General features: G+C 65.3%; 20 protein-coding genes and 1 riboswitch. Of the genes, 17 read left to right on the top strand and 3 right to left on the bottom strand.

Going from position 1 to position 19,133, the window contains the following annotated elements:
* Positions 1 to 10: 10 nt before the first annotated feature.
* Complete coding sequence (ftsY, locus tag JOE31_RS10295) at positions 11 to 1,225, top strand: signal recognition particle-docking protein FtsY (RefSeq protein ID WP_209743916.1); 1,215 nt, start codon at positions 11 to 13, stop codon at positions 1,223 to 1,225.
* 47 nt (positions 1,226 to 1,272) lie between these two features.
* On the opposite strand, the gene JOE31_RS10300 is transcribed toward ftsY, so the two are convergent.
* Positions 1,273 to 2,535, bottom strand: coding sequence for an MFS transporter (locus JOE31_RS10300; protein WP_209743919.1), 1,263 nt, complete (start codon positions 2,533 to 2,535; stop codon positions 1,273 to 1,275).
* Between the two features lie 238 nt (positions 2,536 to 2,773).
* Here JOE31_RS10300 and JOE31_RS10305 point away from each other — a divergent pair, with 238 nt between their 5' ends.
* Both JOE31_RS10305 and JOE31_RS10310 read left to right on the top strand, forming a co-directional pair.
* Positions 2,774 to 4,126 carry an ammonium transporter gene (locus JOE31_RS10305; protein WP_209743922.1) on the top strand — a complete coding sequence of 451 codons (1,353 nt, stop codon included), beginning with the start codon at positions 2,774 to 2,776 and terminating at the stop codon, positions 4,124 to 4,126.
* On the top strand, positions 4,123 to 4,461 hold the full coding sequence (locus JOE31_RS10310) for a P-II family nitrogen regulator (protein ID WP_011692333.1): 339 nt from the start codon (positions 4,123 to 4,125) through the stop codon (positions 4,459 to 4,461). The genes JOE31_RS10305 and JOE31_RS10310 overlap by 4 nt, the downstream gene beginning before the upstream one ends.
* Before the next feature lie 68 nt (positions 4,462 to 4,529).
* Here JOE31_RS10310 and JOE31_RS10315 read toward each other — a convergent pair whose 3' ends face one another.
* Complete coding sequence (locus JOE31_RS10315) at positions 4,530 to 5,918, bottom strand: glucose-6-phosphate dehydrogenase (protein WP_209743926.1); 1,389 nt, start codon at positions 5,916 to 5,918, stop codon at positions 4,530 to 4,532.
* Between the two features lie 151 nt (positions 5,919 to 6,069).
* Here JOE31_RS10315 and ffh point away from each other — a divergent pair, with 151 nt between their 5' ends.
* Together ffh and JOE31_RS10325 are read left to right on the top strand one after the other, a co-directional pair.
* A complete protein-coding gene (ffh, locus tag JOE31_RS10320) occupies positions 6,070 to 7,656 on the top strand; it encodes a signal recognition particle protein (RefSeq protein ID WP_209743928.1) in 1,587 nt (528 codons plus the stop codon).
* Between the two features lie 96 nt (positions 7,657 to 7,752).
* A complete protein-coding gene (locus JOE31_RS10325) occupies positions 7,753 to 8,487 on the top strand; it encodes an alpha/beta fold hydrolase (RefSeq protein WP_209743931.1) in 735 nt (244 codons plus the stop codon).
* Here the strand turns inward: JOE31_RS10325 and thiC are convergent.
* Positions 8,456 to 10,336, bottom strand: a complete 1,881-nt coding sequence (thiC, locus tag JOE31_RS10330) for a phosphomethylpyrimidine synthase ThiC (protein ID WP_209743934.1) — start codon at positions 10,334 to 10,336, stop codon at positions 8,456 to 8,458. The two genes, JOE31_RS10325 and thiC, sit on opposite strands and share 32 nt — an antisense overlap.
* Positions 10,331 to 10,438: riboswitch (TPP riboswitch) on the bottom strand. Its footprint overlaps the gene before it by 6 nt.
* Positions 10,439 to 10,523: 85 nt before the next feature.
* Between thiC and JOE31_RS10335 the strand changes: the two genes are divergently transcribed.
* The 12 genes from JOE31_RS10335 (at position 10,524) to JOE31_RS10390 (ending at position 18,842) form a co-directional block, all read left to right on the top strand.
* A complete protein-coding gene (locus JOE31_RS10335; RefSeq protein ID WP_209743936.1) occupies positions 10,524 to 11,606 on the top strand; it encodes an amidohydrolase family protein in 1,083 nt (360 codons plus the stop codon).
* An 83-nt stretch (positions 11,607 to 11,689) separates the two neighbouring features.
* On the top strand, positions 11,690 to 12,565 hold the full coding sequence (locus tag JOE31_RS10340; RefSeq protein WP_209743939.1) for a VOC family protein: 876 nt from the start codon (positions 11,690 to 11,692) through the stop codon (positions 12,563 to 12,565).
* Positions 12,566 to 12,677: 112 nt separating this feature from the next.
* The gene (locus tag JOE31_RS10345; protein WP_209743942.1) at positions 12,678 to 13,115 is read left to right on the top strand and encodes a hypothetical protein; all 438 of its coding nucleotides are present in this window, start codon (positions 12,678 to 12,680) and stop codon (positions 13,113 to 13,115) included.
* A gap of 184 nt (positions 13,116 to 13,299) precedes the next feature.
* Positions 13,300 to 13,722 (top strand): 30S ribosomal protein S16, encoded by a 423-nt coding sequence (rpsP, locus tag JOE31_RS10350; RefSeq protein WP_043429855.1) that lies wholly within the window; start codon positions 13,300 to 13,302, stop codon positions 13,720 to 13,722.
* Position 13,723: 1 nt separating this feature from the next.
* Positions 13,724 to 13,966 carry an RNA-binding protein gene (locus tag JOE31_RS10355; RefSeq protein ID WP_011692324.1) on the top strand — a complete coding sequence of 81 codons (243 nt, stop codon included), beginning with the start codon at positions 13,724 to 13,726 and terminating at the stop codon, positions 13,964 to 13,966.
* A gap of 116 nt (positions 13,967 to 14,082) precedes the next feature.
* Positions 14,083 to 14,676 carry a ribosome maturation factor RimM gene (gene rimM / locus JOE31_RS10360; protein ID WP_209743943.1) on the top strand — a complete coding sequence of 198 codons (594 nt, stop codon included), beginning with the start codon at positions 14,083 to 14,085 and terminating at the stop codon, positions 14,674 to 14,676.
* Entirely contained in the window at positions 14,677 to 15,501 is an 825-nt protein-coding gene (gene trmD / locus JOE31_RS10365; RefSeq protein ID WP_209743946.1) for a tRNA (guanosine(37)-N1)-methyltransferase TrmD, read from the top strand.
* Positions 15,502 to 15,759: 258 nt separating this feature from the next.
* On the top strand, positions 15,760 to 16,119 hold the full coding sequence (gene rplS, locus JOE31_RS10370) for a 50S ribosomal protein L19 (RefSeq protein WP_011692321.1): 360 nt from the start codon (positions 15,760 to 15,762) through the stop codon (positions 16,117 to 16,119).
* An 83-nt stretch (positions 16,120 to 16,202) separates the two neighbouring features.
* Positions 16,203 to 16,880 carry a signal peptidase I gene (gene lepB / locus JOE31_RS10375; RefSeq protein WP_209743948.1) on the top strand — a complete coding sequence of 226 codons (678 nt, stop codon included), beginning with the start codon at positions 16,203 to 16,205 and terminating at the stop codon, positions 16,878 to 16,880.
* Positions 16,881 to 17,795 carry a signal peptidase I gene (gene lepB / locus JOE31_RS10380; protein WP_209743951.1) on the top strand — a complete coding sequence of 305 codons (915 nt, stop codon included), beginning with the start codon at positions 16,881 to 16,883 and terminating at the stop codon, positions 17,793 to 17,795.
* Complete coding sequence (locus tag JOE31_RS10385) at positions 17,796 to 18,461, top strand: ribonuclease HII (RefSeq protein WP_209743954.1); 666 nt, start codon at positions 17,796 to 17,798, stop codon at positions 18,459 to 18,461. It begins immediately after the preceding gene.
* A gap of 54 nt (positions 18,462 to 18,515) precedes the next feature.
* Positions 18,516 to 18,842, top strand: coding sequence for a DUF2469 domain-containing protein (locus JOE31_RS10390; RefSeq protein ID WP_003806068.1), 327 nt, complete (start codon positions 18,516 to 18,518; stop codon positions 18,840 to 18,842).
* Positions 18,843 to 19,133: the final 291 nt, after the last annotated feature.

Here is a 19,133-nt window from a genome sequence, read left to right on the forward strand (position 1 = left end):
AGCTAGGGGAGTGAATGACATCCTCCCCATTATTCTTGCCATCCTCGCTGCCCTGGTGGTCATTGGCGGACTGATCCCGGTCCTCCTGAAGACCCGCCGGAACATCACCAAGTACCCGGGCACCCGCGACGCCAACGATCCCGTCGAGCCCGTGCGCGGCGCGGGCGGAACGCTGGTGGAGGACCGCCCGGCGGTGACGCCCGAGCGCAAGGCGCCCGGCGCCGTCGACCTCGAAGACCTGGAGACCGCCGAGGTACCCGATGACGCGGCGGGGCTTGAGACCATTGCAGTAGAGACACCGTTGCCCGTTGCGGGACGGCTGACGAGGCTCCGGGAACGCCTTGTCAGGTCCAACAACATCCTCGGCAAGGGCCTGCTGGCGCTCCTCTCCAGCGACAAGATCGATGAGGACGTCTGGGACGAGGTCGAGGAAACCCTCCTTCTCGCGGACCTTGGCACCGAGCCGACCATGCAGCTGGTTGACGCCCTCCGGGAGCGCGTCAAGGTGCTGGGCACGCGGACCCCCGAACAGGTCAAAGCCCTGCTTCGTGAAGAACTCATCAAGCTCGTGGACCCGACCATGGACCGCAGCCTCCGTACCGAACGCCATGCCGACAAGCCCGCCGTCATGATGGTGGTGGGCGTCAACGGCGTCGGTAAGACCACCACGGTGGGCAAGCTCGCACGCGTCCTCGTGGCCGAGGACAAGGACGTTCTGCTGGGCGCCGCGGACACTTTCCGTGCGGCCGCCGCGGAGCAGCTCGCCACGTGGGGCCAGCGCGTCGGTGTCCCCACGGTGAAGTCCGACGTCGACGGCGCCGATCCCGCCTCTGTCGCCTATGAAGCGGTCAAGGCAGGCATCGACCAGGAGGTCGACGTGGTGATGATCGACACCGCCGGCCGGCTCCAGAACAAAGTGGGCCTGATGGACGAGCTTGGCAAGGTCAAGCGAGTCATTGAAAAGCTGGCCGAGGTGGATGAAGTCCTGCTGGTGCTGGATGCCACCACCGGACAAAACGGCCTGAACCAGGCCCGCGTGTTTTCCGAAGTAGTCAACATCACCGGCATTGTGCTCACCAAGCTGGACGGCACTGCCAAGGGCGGCATCGTGGTGGCAATCCAGAAGACGCTCGGGGTTCCGGTCAAGCTGATCGGGCTGGGCGAAGGCGCGGATGACCTGGCCCCGTTCGATGCCGAGAGCTTCGTGGACGCCCTGCTGAACTGAGCAGGCTACCCAACCCGGCTGGCTACTGAACCCGGCATGCCGCTGAACTAAGCGGGCCGTTTGAGGGTCTCCCGCGCGAGCAGCCAGCCGGCCGCGGCCACGACGAGCACGCCGCCGGTCACGCCGAATGCCCACCCGTATCCGAGCCGGTCCGCCAGGAGCCCGGCAAGGACCGGGCCGATGATGGCGCCGGCGTCGGACATCATTTGGAAGACCGCCAGCACGCGGCCGCCGGAACGGCCGTTGCCGATCACATCGGCGATGGCGGCCTGCTGGGCCGGACCCAGCAGGCCGGAACCTATTCCGGCGACGGCGGAGGCCGCCAGGAACCAGGGCATGTCGTGGGTCAGTCCGATGCCTGCGGTCGCCACACCGGTGAGTACCAGCCCGGAGATCATCAACGGCTTGCGGCCCAGGCTGTCGGCAAGTTTCCCCGAGACGGTCAGCGCTGCCGCATTGCCGCCGGCAAAAACCGCCAGCGCCCAACCCGCCGCAGCCGGTCCGGCGTTCAGCGCAGCCACGGCGAAAAGCGGCACGGTGGCCATCCGGACACCGAACGTTGCCCAGCCGTTGGCGAAGCTGGAGAACAGCCCCGCACGGTAGGCACTGTCATGCAAAGCCTCGCCGAGCTTCATCGCCGGCTCCAGGCTGCCATCCTTCCGTGATTTGCCGGGCACATGGCTGAGTTGCGTCTGGACCACCAGCGCGGCCAGGACCAGCGCAGCGGCATACGCCAGGAACGGGATGCGGAGGCCGAAACCGGCAAGCATTCCGCCGACGATAGGGCCGCAGACGTTGCCGATGAGGAAGGCGGACGCGTAGGCGCCGGAGACCCGGCCCCGGCTCTCCGGCGGCGCCAGCCGGACCACCAGCGCCATGGACGCGACTGTGAACATCACCGAACCGGCGCCGCCCAGGCCCCGGAAAATGAGCAGCTGCCAATAATCCTGGGCGAAGGCGCAGGCCGCAGTTGAGGCTGCCACGATCAACAGGCCGGCCACATAGACCGGCCGTTCGCCCAGCTTCACGACCAGCGCGCCGCCGGCGGGCGCGAACAGCAGCCGCATGAAGGCAAAAATACTCACGATCACGGCCGCGGCCGTTGCCCCGACGTCAAACGTGGTGGCGAACTGGGGCAATACCGGCGCAACGAGCCCGAACCCCAACGCGATCAGGAACGCAGCGGCCAGCATCACCTTAATGTCGCGGGGGAGCCTTGTGGAAGCAGGCTGTATTGCAGCGTCGGGGTGGTCGGATTGGCCACCATCCCGGCGGGGCAGGGCCTTGCCGGAGCGGAAACGATCGGTCATGGTGCCGTGGTCCTTGCAGGGTGCTGGGAAGTGCGGTTTGGGACTGGTGAAACATATCCGTAACAAGCAGGATATGCACCATTTACTTCCGGGAGGTTGTTGTAACAACCCGGACATCTAATTCCTCCGCCGGCGAAACACTGCCCGGCAAAAATCGTCTAAGAACGCAAAAAGGCGTTGGGCAAGCGGACGAGTCCGCAGGATCAACTAAGCATCTAGGCAAGGGAGGACGTGCACCATGGAACTTACCGCAGGTCACGTATGGCTCATGGTTGCGGCGGCACTTGTGCTGTTCATGACACCAGGGCTGGCATTTTTCTACGGCGGCATGACACGTGCGAAGGCCGCGCTGAACATGATGATGATGAGCTTCATCTCCATCGGCATGGTTGGCGTGGTGTGGGTGCTGTGGGGCGCATCGATGAGCTCCGGCGAAGGCTTCATGCAGATCGTCGGCAACCCGTTCGCAACGTTCGGACTTGAAGGCATCACCACTCCGGACGGGCTTATCAAGGTCGGCTACGCAGCAACGTTCGCCATCATCACGGTGGCACTGATCAGCGGCGCCATCGCGGACCGCGCAAAGTTCGGCGCATGGACCGTGTTCGTCCCTGTCTGGGTAACGCTGGTCTACTGCCCGATCGCTTACATGGTCTGGGGCGGAGGCCTCTTCGGGCCTGAAGGCGCAGTCGGCCAGGCTCTCGGTCCGGCAATCGACTTCGCCGGCGGTACGGTAGTCCACATCAACGCCGGTGTTGCAGCCCTGATCCTTGTCCTGATCATCGGCAACCGCAAGGGCTTCGGCAAGGACCCGAACCACCGTCCCCACAACATCCCGTTCGTGATGCTCGGCGCGGCCATCCTGTGGTTCGGCTGGTTCGGCTTCAACGGCGGCGCGGCAACCACGGCAGAACAGGGCGGCCTCATCTGGGTCAATACCCTTGCCGCACCGGCAGCTGCCATGCTCGGCTGGCTCGTCACCGAACGCATCCGCGACGGCCACCCCACCTCACTTGGTGCCGCTTCCGGTGTTGTTGCCGGCCTGGTCGCCATCACCCCGGCCTGCGCCAATGTCAGCCCGGTCGGTGCACTTGGCCTGGGCGTCGTCGCCGGTGTGGCCTCCGCCCTGGCAGTCGGCCTCAAGTTCCGCTGGGGCTTCGACGACTCGCTGGACGTCGTCGGCGTCCACCTTGTATCGGGCATCATCGGCACTGTCGCCCTGGGCTTCATCGCCCTCCCGGTTGAGGGCGTCGGCGGCGGCCTCTTCTACGGCGGCGGCCTGACCCAGCTGTGGGCCCAGCTCGCAGCGGCAGGAATCGCCATCGCCTACTCGGCCATCCTGACGTCGGTGATTGCACTGGCCATCCACAAGACGATGGGCTTCCGTGTCTCACAGGAGCAGGAAGTTGTGGGCGTGGACCTCAGCCTGCACGCAGAAACCGCCTACGAGTTCGGTGTCGGCGGCCACGGCGGAAGCTTCCAGCCGCTGCATGAACTGATTACCGGCAAGCAGGGCGATGAGTCCGCTCCGGTAACCGAAGACGGTAAGAAGACTGACGCAGCAACAGGTAAGGAAAGTGTGGGGGCATGAAACTGATCACAGCAATCGTCCGGCCGGAAAAGCTAGACTCCATCCGGGAGGGGCTCGAATCCTATGGTGTGCAGGGCCTCACGGTCAGCGCGGCCAGCGGATACGGCAGGCAGCGCGGGTATACGGAGGTATACCGCGGGGCTGAGTACAACGTGGACCTGCTTCCTAAGATCCGCGTTGAGGTCCTGGCCACGGACGAACAGGCGGACGACATCCTGGATGTCATCATCGCCAGCTCCAACACAGGGCGTGCCGGCGACGGCAAGGTCTGGACGGTGGACGTTTTTGAAGCTGTAAGAGTACGAACGGGAGAACGCGGCTCGGCCGCTATCTAGCCCACGCACAACGCATGAAGCGGGCCGCTACCTTCTGGTAGCGGCCCGCTTTGTGCATTCGAAACGACCTAGACAGGCCAGCCTTCGGGCCCCGATGTTCCTGCAGCGTATTCCTCCAGCGGAACACTGCCGCGGCTCCACGCTTTGATGACCGGCTCAATGATCCGCCAGCAATCCTCTGCCGTGTCCGCCCGTACGGACAGCAGCGGATCACCGGTGAGGACTCCCTCGAGTACTTCGCCATAGGGGAGCAGCTCGGATGCGCTGAGTTCGGCGTTCAGGGTGGCCCGGTCAAGGCTGAGGAAATTGCCGGGGCCGTTCACGTCGACGTCGAACTGAAGTGTGTCGGGCCCGAACCCGATGCGGAGCTGATTCGGCGAATCGACGCCGGTGAATCCCTTGGGAAGGTGGGGCACCGGCTTGAAGGTGATCACGGCTTCCTTGCGTTTTGCCCCGAGCGCCTTGCCTGAACGGAGGAAGAAGGGCACGCCCGCCCAGCGCCAGTTGTCGATGTCAACCTGCACTTCCGCGAGTGTTTCGGTGTTCCTGGACGCGTCCACGCCTTTTTCCCTGGCGTAGTCCGGCACTTCCCGCCCGTCGATGGACCCGGCAGTGTACCGGGCACGCCGGGTGCTTGACCGGTAGGGCGCCTTGACTCTGCTGGCGCGAAGGAGTGTGGCCACAGCGTCCCGGAGGTCTCGCTCGTCAACGGAAGCCGGCGGCTCGATGGCCATCAGCGCCATGATCTGCAGCAGGTGGCTCTGGATCATGTCCCTGAGCGCGCCGGCGGCGTCGTAGTAGCGGGCACGGCCTTCGAGGGCGAGGTCCTCGTCGAAGATGACCTCCACCTTTTCGATGTAATCGCGGTTCCAGATCGGTTCCAGGAAGGTGTTCGCGAAGCGAAGGCCGAGGATGTTGAGTACCGTTGCCTTGCCCAGGAAGTGGTCCACCCGGTGGATGTGGTCTTCGGGGACCAGCGCCGCGAGGGTCTGGTTGAGGTGGCGGGCGGAATCCTCGCTGGATCCGAAGGGCTTTTCCATCACCAGCCGGGTGCCGGCGGGTACTTCCTCCGGGGCCAGCACTTCGCAGGCCTTCTGGCTGACGTGCGGCGGCAGGGCGAAGTACACGGCCACCGGGGCTTCCAGGCCGGAAAGCAGGGAGGCCAGCTCGCCGCCCGCCGTCACGTCAAGCTGGTGGTATGCCGTTGATCCCGCAATGCGTTTGAGCTCGCGCTTGCCGGCGGCATCTGCCTGGGAGTTCGAATCGGCAAAGGACGTCTCGACGCGTTCCAGCCATTGTTCCTGGGTCCAGGGATCCGAGCCGGCACCCACTAGCGTCAGCCCGTCGGCACGCCCCCGGGCAGCGAGGCGGGCGAGTCCAGGCAGCAGCAGCCGGCCGGTGAGGTCCCCGGACGCGCCGAGGATGAGCAATGTTTTTACAGTGGTTTGGGCGGCCATCCTGCCAGCATGCCATCTTAAAGGGCTGTCTTGGTACCCTAGATAGTCGAGTCCCGTTGTCGAGGCAGTTGGTCCAGGCCAACAACAGTCACGACTCTGGCGAGCCGCACCGGCCGCCAGCTGTAGATCCACTGAAAGAAGTGCACGGCGCGTGTTCAATTCACTCTCTGACCGGTTGACAGCAACCTTCAAGAATCTCCGCGGCAAGGGCCGCCTCACCGAGGCGGACGTTGACGCCACGGTCCGCGAGATCCGGCGGGCCCTCCTGGACGCCGACGTTGCCGTGCCCGTGGTCCGCGAGTTCACGGGCCGGGTGCGCGAGCGTGCCCTGGGCGCCGAGGTGTCCGGTGCCTTGAACCCCAGCCAGCAGATCGTCAAGATCGTCAACGAGGAACTCGTCGAAATCCTGGGCGGCGAGACCCGGCGTATCCGCCTGGCCAAGACCGGCCCCACCATCATCATGCTCGCGGGCCTCCAGGGTGCCGGCAAGACCACCCTCGCCGGCAAGCTCTCCAAATGGCTGAAGTCCCAGGGCCACAGCCCCATGCTCGTGGCCTGTGACCTCCAGCGGCCCAACGCTGTCAACCAGCTCCAGGTTGTCGGACAGCGCGCCGGGGTGCCCGTCTTCGCCCCGCACCCGGGTGCCACCTCCATGGAGCTGGAACACCCGGCCGGCGACCCCGTGGCAGTTGCCCGGGCCGGTGTCGAAGAAGCGCGCCAGAAGCTTCACGACGTCGTCATTGTGGACACCGCCGGGCGCCTTGGCGTGGATGCCGAAATGATGGAGCAGGCGCGCCAGATCCGCCGGGCGATCGTGCCCAACGAAGTGCTCTTCGTCATTGACTCGATGATCGGACAGGACGCCGTCAACACGGCGCTTGCCTTCGATGAAGGCGTCAACTTCACCGGCATCGTACTTTCCAAGCTCGACGGCGACGCCCGCGGCGGTGCCGCGCTGTCCGTTGCGTCGGTCACCGGCAAGCCCGTCATGTTCGCCTCCACCGGCGAAGGCGTGGACGACTTTGAGCTGTTCCACCCGGACCGCATGGCGTCCCGCATTCTCGACATGGGCGACGTCCTCACCCTGATCGAGCAGGCTGAAAAGTCCTGGGACAAGGACGAAGCGGCCCGGATGGCGAAGAAGTTCGCCGACCAGGAAGACTTCACGCTGGACGACTTCCTGGCCCAGATGCAGCAGATCCGCAACATGGGCTCTATGAAGAAAATGCTCATGATGATGCCGGGCGCGCAGAACATCCGCCAGCAACTCGAGCAGTTTGACGAACGCGAAATCGACCGCGTCGAAGCGATCGTCCGCTCCATGACCCCGCATGAGCGCGTTGCCCCCAAGATCATCAACGGCTCACGCCGGGCCCGCATCGCAAAGGGCTCGGGCATGCATGTGTCGGACGTCAACGGCCTGCTGGAGCGGTTTGCCCAGGCGCAGAAGATGATGAAGAAGATGGCAGCCGGCGGCGGAATGCCGGGCATGCCTGGAATGCCTGGCATGGGCGGCGGAGGAGCCCGCAAGGGCGCCAAGAACGCGCCGAAGAAGAAGGCCAAGTCCGGAAACCCGGCCAAGGCAGCGCAGGAACTCCGCGACGCCGAGGCCCGGCGCGCCAGCGCCGGCAAGGCACTTCCGACCGGGGCGGCTTTCGGTCAGCAGGGAGCGGACTTCGACCCGTCGCAGCTCAACCTGCCCAAGGGGTTCGACAAGTTCCTCGGCGGGAGCAAGTAGTTACTGGCGGCGCGGTTTTACGTACGGTCAACGTGGCTGCCGGCAGGTTCGATGTCGTCCGGCCGAATTGTCCGGCCATTGCCATAGGGTTGGGGCATGTTTAAGCAGCGCGTAGTGTTCGTCCACGGTTCGGGAGCCTTCGGGTCTGCCGCGTGGCCCAAGCAACACGGCATGGCCTTGGCCTACGACGCACTGTTCCTGCGCCGCCACGGTTTTGACGCGTCTGCGGAGCCCGTCGAATCGGACTTCCAGACGGACGCCGGGATTGTGCTGGGGGCCTTGGCGGACGAGGGCCGGGGCGCTGCCGGCGGACATGTGGTGGCGCATGCCCAGGGCGCCATTGCGGCTATGATGGCGGCCGTGGAACGCCCGGATCTGGTGCAGTCCCTCACCCTCGTGGAGCCCGCCTGCCTGTCACTGACCGCTGAACTGCCTGCCACTGCTGCGCACCGCGCACTGATGCAGCCGCTTTTTGACGTGCGGCACCAGCTCGGCGACGACGACTTCCAGCGGGAGTTTGTCCGGCGGGCGTTTTCCGTGCACAGTGATGGCCCCGCCACGCCGGAAGCACTCAACGCTGCCCGCCGGCTCCGGTTACAGGCGCCTCCGTGGGAGGCGCCGCTGCAGATCGTGCCGGGTGTCGCCACGCTCGTCCTGACCGGCGGCTGGGAGCCGCTCTACGAAGAGATTGCGGGCTACCTGCGTGAAACCGGTGCCCAGCACCGCGTTGCCGCGGGCGGACACCGGCCTCAGGATTCGGTGGAGGGAGACCGGGTTATCCGGTCCTTCATCGCAGAAGTCAGCAGGCGTCAGCACTCACAGGCGTCGTAGCGTCGCCCGTCGCTGCACTGCGCCGGCCCGGTTGTTCCGGGTTTGGAAGCTGCAGCTCGGGAAGGTAAACCTTGCCGCCGGCTGCCAGGAATTCGTTGCTCTTTTCACGCATGCCTGCCGCCATCTCGGCGAGTGCCGACTGTGCTTCGGCGGAACCGTACTCGTCCCTGATGTCCTGGCTGATGCGCATGGAGCAGAACTTGGGCCCGCACATGGAGCAGAAGTGCGCGGTCTTGGCCGGTTCCGCGGGGAGGGTCTCGTCATGGAAGGATTCGGCGGTGACCGGGTCCAGTGAGAGGGCGAACTGGTCCCGCCAGCGGAATTCGAACCGGGCCTTGGACAGGGCGTCGTCGCGTTCGTGCGCGCCGGGGTGGCCCTTGGCCAGGTCGGCGGCGTGGGCGGCAATCTTGTAGGTAATGACGCCGGTCTTGACATCGTCCTTGTTGGGCAGCCCCAGGTGTTCCTTGGGCGTGACGTAGCAGAGCATGGCCGTGCCGTAGCGGGCGATTTCCGTGGCGCCGATGGCGGACGTGATGTGGTCGTAGCCCGGGGCTATGTCCGTCACCAGCGGCCCCAGCGTGTAGAACGGTGCTCCCTTGCAGAGTTCCTGCTGGCGTTCCACGTTTTCACGTACCAGGTGGAAAGGCACGTGGCCGGGTCCTTCCACCATCACCTGCACGTCGAACTCCCAGGCGCGCTGCGTCAGTTCGGCCAGGGTATCCAGCTCGGCGAACTGGGCGGCGTCGTTCGCGTCCGCGGTCGCACCTGGCCGCAGCCCGTCGCCCAGCGAGAACGCGACGTCGTACTTGGCGAAAATTTCGCACAGCTCGTCGAAGTGCGTGTACAGGAAGTTCTCCTGGTGGTGGGCAAGGCACCAGCCGGCCATGATGGAGCCGCCGCGGGAGACTATGCCGGTGACCCGGTTGGCCGTCAGCGGCACATACCGCAGCAGCACCCCGGCGTGGATGGTCATGTAGTCCACGCCCTGCTCGCACTGTTCGATCACGGTGTCGCGGAAGATTTCCCACGTCAGTTGGTTGGCCTCGCCGTTGACCTTTTCCAGGGCCTGGTAGATGGGAACGGTGCCGATCGGGACTGGCGAGTTGCGGATGATCCACTCACGGGTGGTGTGGATGTCGTCGCCGGTGGACAGGTCCATCACGGTGTCGGCGCCCCACTGTGTGGCCCATTGCAGCTTGTCGACCTCCTCCGCGATGGAGCTCGTGACGGCCGAGTTGCCGATGTTGGCGTTGATCTTCACCAGGAAGGCCTTGCCGATGATCATCGGCTCGGATTCCGGGTGGTTGATGTTGTTGGGGATGATGGCGCGGCCCGCAGCGACTTCGCTGCGGACCAGCTCCACGTCGCAGTTTTCGCGGAGGGCAACGAACTGCATCTCGGGCGTCACCACACCCTGCCGGGCGTAGTGCATCTGCGTGACTGTTCTGCCTTCGACGGCGCGGTGGGGCACGGGCTGCGCGCCCTTCCACTCCGCGGACGCGGCGCCGCGGCGCACTGCCGACCTGCCGTCATCGAGCAGGTTCCGTTCCCTTCCGCCATAGGGCTCGGTGTCTGCCCGCGACTCGATCCACCGGGTTCTGAAAGGCTCCAGGCCCACCACGGGATCGCTGCCGGGCCCGGCAGTCCGGTACACGCGGAACGGCGGGTTGGCTGCCCCGCCCGGTGAGTCCTCAAGGGCGATTTCGGTCACCGGAACCCGGATCCCGGTGGCCTCATCGGCGATGAATGCCAGCGAGTGGGACTTCAGGGACTGCGCTTCGGCAAGTGCCGAATTGCCGGGTGCGGTCTTGTTTTGGGCACGGATCAGCTGTGTTTCTTGTGTATTCACGGAATACTCACTTCCTTCGCCGGCATTACCCGGACAGGTTCAACGGTCGCAGGCCGCGTCAGCCCGATCTCAGCCCTTGCAAGGGCACCCGTGTGGTCGTAGACGAAGCTACCACAGGGCCGGGGCGGGTCCATGTCACATGCAGGTCACAACAGGGGAGGGTGCCCGGCCGGTCTAGGCTTGAAGCATGCGTGGCGTCATCGAATTCAGCGGAACCGTGCTCACCGCCCCGGACCGGGAACGGCAGGGCCTCTGGGCTGTGGACGGCAGGCTGACGTTCACACGGCCGGCCGCTCCGCCTGACCTGGTGTTGAACGGCTGGGTGCTGCCTGGCCTGGTGGATGCGCATTGCCACATCGGGCTGGGACCAGCCGGTGACGTTCCGGATTCCGTGGCCGAGGAACAGGCCCTCACGGACAGGAATGCCGGTACGCTGCTCGTCCGGGATGCCGGCGCCGTCCACGACACCCGCTGGCTCCAGCAGCGGCCGGAGCTGCCGCGCATCATCCGCGCCGGCCGCCACATCGCCAGGACGCGCCGCTACCTGCAGGGATTCGCCGTCGAAGTTGAGCCGGACGGACTGGTCGAGGCCGTGCGGAAGCAGGCGCTGGCGGGTGACGGTTGGGTCAAGCTCGTAGGGGACTGGATCGACCGGGACGCCGGCGACCTGGCGCCGTCGTTCCGCGCCGCAGTGGTGCGGGACGCTGTCCGCGCAGCCCACGACGAAGGCGCCAGGGTGACCGCCCACTGTTTCGCGGAGGACACCCTGGATGACATGCTCGACGCCGGCATCGACTGCATCGAACACGGAACCGGCCTGCTGCCGCGCCACATCCCCCGTTTCGTGGACCAGCGCGTCCCCATCGTTCCCACGCTGATCAACATTGCGACATTCCCCGACATTGCGGCCCGTGCGAAAGCGAAGTTTCCGGTGTACGGGGCGCACATGCAAAGGCTCTGGGAACGGCGGAACGAGCGCATCCTCGAGGCCTTCGAAGCCGGCGTGGCGATCTACGCCGGGACCGATGCGGGCAGTGTCATCAGCCACGGCAGGATCGTGGACGAGATCCAGGCGCTCCACGCCGCCGGCCTGCCGGCGGCCTCAGCCCTGGACGCCGCTTCCTGGGCCGCGCGTGAGTGGCTGGGGGCCGACGGCATCGCCGAAGGTGCCAGCGCCGACGTCGTGCTGTGCGAACTGGACCCCAGGCTCAATCCGGCAACACTGCGGGACCTCAAGCACATCGTTCTTCGGGGCCGGCAGCTCCGCTAGGAATAAATTGAAGCTTCAAGTAATTTACTCTATGTAATCGTCGCCGGTCGCCGGCGGCCGAGTTTCCAGAGTTTGGAGTTGGAATGACCGTGGAATCCAGCAGCAAGGACCTGTTGCCCGCCGATCTCACCATGGGCACGGTGATGCTCAAGGTGGGCGACATGAAGCTGATGACGGACTATTACCAGCGCGCGCTCGGGCTGGACGTCGTGGCTGAGCAGGATGGCGGGGTGTACCTCGGCCGCCGGGGTGCACTGCTGGTCCACCTGGCCGCGGCCCCCGGGTTGAACCTCCCGGCCCGTGGCGAGGCGGGGCTGTTCCACACGGCACTGCTGTTCGAGGACCGGTCGTCGCTCGCTGCCACGGTGGCCTCTGCCGCCCGGTATGAACCGCGGCTGTTCACCGGAAGCGCAGACCACCTCGTCAGTGAGGCCTTCTACTTCAACGATCCCGAGGGGAACGGCATCGAGCTGTACTGGGACCGTCCCCGCAGCGACTGGTCCTGGGAGGGAACCAATGTGGTCATGGACAGCCTTGCCCTGCCGCCGCAGCGCTTCCTCCAGGACTTCCTAAGCGAGGACGCGGTGAGCGGGCAGCGCGAGGCCGCGGCCGGCGTCGGGCACGTCCACCTGCAAGTGGGTGATGTCCAGTCGGCGCACGACTTCTACGTGGGCACCCTCGGTTTCGAGAAGACTGCCGGATGGCACGGGCAGGCCCTGTTCGTCTCGGCCGGCGGCTACCACCACCATATGGCCATGAACGTCTGGAACAGCAGGGGCGCCGGGCCCCGCCGGGACACCCTGGGGCTGGGTGAAGTCCTGATCGAGGTGCCGGGAACGGACGACGTCGGCGCGCTCGCCGACCGTTTGCGGGTCGCCGGCGTTGCTTCGCACCATACGGGAGCCGAGCTGCGGTTTGAGGATCCGTGGCGCAACCGGATCCGCGTCGCCGTCCGCTGAGGCGGCGCCGAGCTGCGCGTTCTTCTGGGCTAGGCTGAAGCCGGAAGTCCGTGGAGGCTGCGAAGCTGCCCTGCCGGACCATGACACCGCCGACGGAATGAGGATGATTTCCATGGGTTTCACCGAAATCTTTGTTTCCACCCACGACGAGGCGCTCAAGCGCGCGGCGGCACTCGACGGCGGAGGCCCCGCTGCTCCGGACGCGCTTCGGATTACGGACATCAGCGATTTTGAGATTGAGCAGCTGGGCGACCTCGCCGGAGCGGCGGTCCACGCGTCAGGAGCGGACTATGAGCTCGCCATGGTGGACGTGGCCAGCGATTCGCTCCTGGGCGTGCCGGCCGCCATGGTGCGTGCGCTCGCCGAACTCCTCAGCTATGAGACCGAAGGCGAGGGCAATGTCCTGGAGGACGTGGCGGCCAGGTGGGCGGCGGAGGAGGATATGCCTTTTGGTTCCGAAGAGGCCCTCGGGTATGTCCAGCGGCTCGCGCAGATGGCCGGCAGCGTGGACCCGAACGCGCGGACCGGGCTGTACGTGTGGTCGTCCTGAACGGCCCGCCGGGTGTCAAGTCGAAATCCCGCCGCTGATCTGGCACAATAAACAGGTACTCGATCTGCGTGGCCCCTCTCTCCGCGTCCGGATCCTGTCCTTTTAGAACCCCCTAGTACGGCCCGCCCCACGGGTGCAGAACGCCGGGCTCGACCCCGTTTCAGAAACAGGAGTGACCACAAAAGTGGCCGTAAAGATTCGCCTTAAGCGCTTTGGCAAGATGCGCGCACCGTACTACCGCATCGTCGTCATGGACGCACGCTCCAAGCGTGACGGCCGTGCCATCGAAGAGATCGGCAAGTACCACCCCACCGAAGAGCCCTCATACATCGAGGTCGACACGGACCGTGCCCAGTACTGGCTCGGCGTCGGCGCACAGCCGTCCGAGCAGGTTGCTGCGATCCTCAAGATCACCGGTGACTGGCAGAAGTTCAAGGGTCTCCCCGGCCAGGAGGGCACCTTGAAGACCAAGGCTCCCAAGGCTGCCTTCGTTACCCCGGAAAAGGGTTCCGTGATCATCCCGGAAGCCATCACCAAGAAGGCCAAGAAGGACGAGGCAGCCGACGCTTCCACCGAAGCTGAAGCAGAGACCACCGAGGCTGAGTAAATTGCTGGCAGAAGCGCTCGAACACCTTGTCCGCGGGATCGTTGACAGTCCCGAGGACGTCAAGGTCAGTGCCAAGAACAACCGCCGCGGGGACACCCTCGAGGTGCGGGTTCACCAGGACGACCTTGGACGGGTGATCGGTCGTCAGGGCCGCACGGCACGCGCACTGCGCACCGTCGTGGCGGCGCTGGCCGGCGGCGAGCAGGTCAGGGTCGACGTCGTCGACACAGACCGCCGCCGGTAAACGCCCCGCAATACTTGTCTCAAGTCCGGCCCCTTCACCAGATTATGGTGGAGGGGCCGGACTGTTTTCGGCCGCAGTAGAACCACAACAGAACGAACCCCGGAACAGAGGAACAGATGCAGCTTCAGGTGGCACGAATCGGCAAACCGCACGGCATCCGCGGCGAAGTGACCGTCCAGGTCCTGACCGACGCGCCGGAGGACCGATTCATTCCGGGCACCCGGTTCATGGTTGAACCCGCGTCGGCGGGGCCGCTCACCGTTGACAGTGCCCGCTGGAACAAGGACATCCTGCTGCTGGGCTTCGAAGGCATCGAGACGCGCAACCAGGCCGAAGCCCTGCGCGGTGCCAAACTGTTCATTGAGACCGAGGAACTCGAGGAGGAAGACGACGAAGGCTGGTACGAGCACGAGCTCGTCGGCCTCGAAGTCCGCGTCGGCGACGCCGTGGTCGGCAGGATTTCCGGCCTCCGTACCCTTCCGGTCCAGGACCTCATTGTGGTGGAGGCGCCGGACGGCAAGGAAATCCTGATTCCCTTCGTCGAGGAAATCGTGCCTGAGGTTAATGTCGGCGAGAAGTACATCCTGGTCACCCCGCCGCCCGGCCTGTTCGAAATCAACGTTGACGATTCCGGCGAAACCCCGGGCGCCGGCGGGGCCGGAGCGGACGAGGCGGAGCCGGGCAAGCCTCAGGCCGGAGACAACGCCTAAATGAGGATCGACGTCGTCAGCATCTTCCCGGAGTACCTTGCGCCCCTGGAACTTTCGCTGATCGGGAAGGCACGCCAGGACGGCATCCTGGACTTGAACGTCCATGATCTCCGGGAGTTCACCACTGACAAGCACCGCTCAGTAGACGACACTCCGTACGGCGGCGGAGCCGGCATGGTGATGAAAGCGGAACCATGGGCGCAGGCGCTCAGTTCTGTAGCCGGAGCCAGGGGCGGCGACGCCGCCCGCAAGCCGGTGCTGATCGTCCCCTCCCCGGCAGGGGAACGGTTCACCCAGGCGCTGGCGCACGAACTGGCCGAAGAAGACCAGCTGGTCTTTGCCTGCGGCCGGTATGAGGGCATCGACGAGCGGGTCATCGAGTGGGCGGAAGAGCACTTCACAGTCCGGCCCATGAGCCTGGGCGACTACGTCCTCAATGGCGGCGAGGTGGCTGTGCTCGCCATGACGGAAGCCATCGTCAGGCTCCTTCCGGGCGTTGTGGGCAATCCTGAGTCCCTCGTCGAGGAATCACACTCGGACGGCCTGCTGGAGTACCCCGTGTACACCAAGCCGTCCTCCTGGCGTGACCGCGAGGTTCCCCCGGTTCTGCTGAGCGGCAACCACGGCAAGATTGCCCAGTGGCGCCGCCACCAGCAGTACCGCCGGACCGCCGAACGCCGCCCCGACCTGCTTGCAGAGTTCGACGCCGGCAATCTTCCCCGCGCGGACCGCACCGCGCTCGGTGACCTGGGGTACGACGTCGTCGACGGTCGTCTCCGGCTCCGCCCGGAGGAGCCCGGGAACGGCGCGCCGGCGGACGGCTGACGCCTCGCGGAACCGCCGAAGCCGTCAGGCGGGTAAGGATTCGCCGGAATCCTTCGAATGTGGCAAAATTAGTCCTTGTGCCTGCTGGGTGCGCACCTGCCACAGGGGGAGCGCCACCAACAGCCCGGCACCCCGGTCCCGTCAATCAGTGACGGAGCCGGATCGGAAAATTTTCGGCAGTGATTTCCGGGACTGTTCCCGGGCTTGGCCGCCGTGACCCAAAGTGGATGACCTGTGGCGTTCACCAGGAGTGGATCAATGCATATCCTCGATACCGTAGACGCAGCGTCGCTGCGCACCGATGTTCCCCAGTTCCGCGCGGGTGACACCCTCAAGGTTCACGTGAACATCATCGAAGGCAAGAACTCCCGTGTCCAGGTATTCCAGGGCTTCGTCCTGGGCCGCCAGGGCGACGGCATCCGCGAAACCTTCACGGTCCGCAAGGTTTCCTTCGGTGTCGGCGTAGAGCGTACCTTCCCGGTACACTCCCCGATCATCGACAAGATCGAGGTCGTCACCAAGGGTGACGTCCGCCGCGCCAAGCTTTACTACATGCGTGCACTGCGCGGTAAGGCCGCGAAGATCAAGGAAAAGCGCGACTTCAGCACCGCCAAGTAAGTCCCCGGACTTCCACGGCGGGTCCAGAACCCGGATCCGGTCCGCGCCGGAGCCTTCCGCAACAGCGCCACAGGATACGGATCATGGACCAGTCAAAACGCCAGCCCAGGAAACCGGGCTGGCGTTTTGTGTTGCTGGCACTGGCGCTGGCCGTTCTGATCAGCGGACTTGTCCGCGCCCTCTGGCTGGATGTGTACTACATACCGTCCGCCTCCATGGAGCCGCTATTCGGCGCGGGGGACAGGATTCTGGTGTCCCGGACCGACTTCCAGTCCGAGCCGGTCCGGCGGGGTGACGTCGTAGTCTTTGACGGCCGCGGGACGTTCGCCCCGCTCAACAGCGGCAACGGCCCGCTCCAGGACGCCGCTGCGGCGGCGGGCCACTGGCTTGGCGTTACCGGGAGTGATACAACCTACATAAAGCGGGTTATCGGGCTGCCCGGGGATCATGTTGTCTGCTGCGACGACCAGCAGCGGCTCACAGTGAACGGTCAGGCGCTTGAGGAACCATACCTCTATGGCGGAGACGTTGCGAGCAAGCAGAAGTTCAGCGTGATCGTTCCAGCGGGACGGTTATGGTTGCTTGGGGACCACCGCTCGATGTCCGCCGATTCCCGGAGCCTCCTGGGCGCGCCGGGCGGCGGCATGGTGCCTCTGGGGCGGGTCATTGGCAGGCCGGTCCAGATCATCTGGCCACTCGACAGATTTGCGGCCGTTCCCCGGCCAGCAGAAACCAGCACGACGACGAAGGACGGACAGTAGATGCCCGAGACCGACCCCCGGACTCCTGATCCGTTCAAGCACGACACCGGACGCGCCTCGGCCGGAGGCGACCAAACGGGAACCGCCACGGACAGGGAGACCGCCCTTCCGTCCGCAGGCACACCTGCTGATCCGTCAGCCGAAACCGGCCTGCCCGCCGGAGCCGGGAGCCGGGCGGCCGGTTCGCACGGCGCGCATTCGAAATCCGGCCCGTCGAAAGCGCCTAAAGAAGGCAAAGCCCATGGCGCGGTGTACCTCTGGGTCAAGGAGGTGCTCACGGTGGTGGCCATCGCTGTGGTGCTGTCCTTCCTGATCAAGACTTTCCTGTTCCGGGCGTTCTACATCCCCTCCGAATCCATGGTCAACACACTGGATGTGAACGACCGGATCTTCGTTAACTTGCTTGTGCCTGAACCTTTCGCCCTTGAGCGCGGCGATGTGGTGGTCTTCAAGGACACCAAGGGATGGCTGGTGCCCTCACCGGAGAAGGCCGACGGCCCGTATACCTGGGTCCAGGACGGCCTGACGTTCGTCGGCCTGCTGCCGGACAATTCGGAGCAGCACCTGGTCAAGCGCGTGATCGGCCTCCCGGGTGACCATGTGGTGTGCTGTGACGCCGGCGGCAAGCTCACCATCAACGGCACCGCCGTGGACGAGACCTACGTCAACCCCGCCGAGGTGCCGGACATCCGCAACTTTGACGTCATTGTCCCGGACGGCAAGATCTGGGTGATGGGAGACAACCGGAACCACTCGGCCGATTCCCGCGCCCACCAGGACAGCAACGGCGGCTTCATCGACATGCCCGATATTGAGGGCAAAGCGGCCGTTATTGCGTGGCCCCTCAACCGGCTGACTGGCCTGGGCAACTATCCCGACGTGTTCCGGAACGTCCCTGCGCCGGCTGGAAAATAGATGTCCGTTGCACCCACCCTCGACTACGAGCACCGGTTCTTGAGTTCCGGCGCCAGGCTGCTGGCCGGCATCGACGAAGTAGGCCGGGGTGCCATCGCGGGGCCCGTGACCGTCGGGATCACCGTCGTGGACCTGAGCCGGCCGGTGCTGCTGGACGACGTCCGAGACAGCAAGCTCCTGAAAGAATCCGACCGTGAGCGGCTGGAACCCCTGGTGCGGAGCTGGAGCGTCGCCTCGGCGGTGGGGCACGCCTCCGCCGGCGAGATCGACGCACTGGGTATCATCGCTGCCCTGCGGACAGCCGGCACGCGGGCCTGGCTGCAGATCCTGGCCGCCGGGGTCACCCCGGATGTGGTCTTGCTCGACGGCAGCCACAACTGGCTCTCCCCGGAGACGCAGGCCTCCCTGTTCGACGATGCCCCGGCGGGTCCGGGCTGCGACGCGCCGGTCCACACCCTCATCAAAGCGGACATGCAGTGCCTGAGCGTGGCCGCCGCCAGCATCCTGGCCAAGGTGGAACGCGACCGGCTGATGCGTTCGCTGCACGAGGAGTACCCTGCCTTCGGCTGGGATGAAAACAAAGGCTACGGAACGGCGTCACACAAGATAGCGCTCAAAGCAGCGGGCCCGACGCCCTATCACCGGGTCAGCTGGCAGATTCTCTAACTCCGGCTCCCCGCCCTGGCCGCGGGGCAGCGCGGAATAGTGCAAGATGGAACCATGAGTGCCGAGGATCTTGAGAACTATGAAACCGACATGGAGCTTCAGCTCTACCGCGAATACCGTGACGTCGTCGGGCTGTTCAGCTACGTAGTCGAGACCGAACGGCGTTTCTACCTCGCCAACCACGTGGACCTTCAGGCGCGCAGCGCAGACGGCGAAGTCTATTTCGACCTCACCCTCCAGGACGCCTGGGTGTGGGATGTCTACCGCTCGGCCCGATTCGTCAAGAGCGTCCGGGTGATCACGTTCAAGGACGTCAACGTGGAAGAGCTGCCACGCAACGAGGAACTGGCCCTTCCCAAGGACGTGGATCTCGGCAACTGACGTGGCCGTTGGCCCAGGCACCTGACCTTCGCCTCTGACCACCGGTTCGGCGGTTCGCACTACTTGTTTTTTGCCCGGGGGCTGGCATCCCTGCCATCCTTGGCGCGAGACTACTGTAAGGGATTGATTCGCAGTTCTGTTCCGACGGCTTACCGCGATGCGGAGGGGTCTCGCGTCCTGCAGATAAATACTGGCGGTGCTTGAGTCGAGCGCCGCGGGCTCGTACTGGCACCGCCTACCCGGCTGAAATCAGAGAAGATCTCACCATGAAAATACTCTGCTGGTTCCTAG

Origin of the sequence: Arthrobacter sp. PvP023, assembly GCF_017832975.1 — a bacterium.
Taxonomy (GTDB): Bacteria; Actinomycetota; Actinomycetes; order Actinomycetales; family Micrococcaceae; genus Arthrobacter.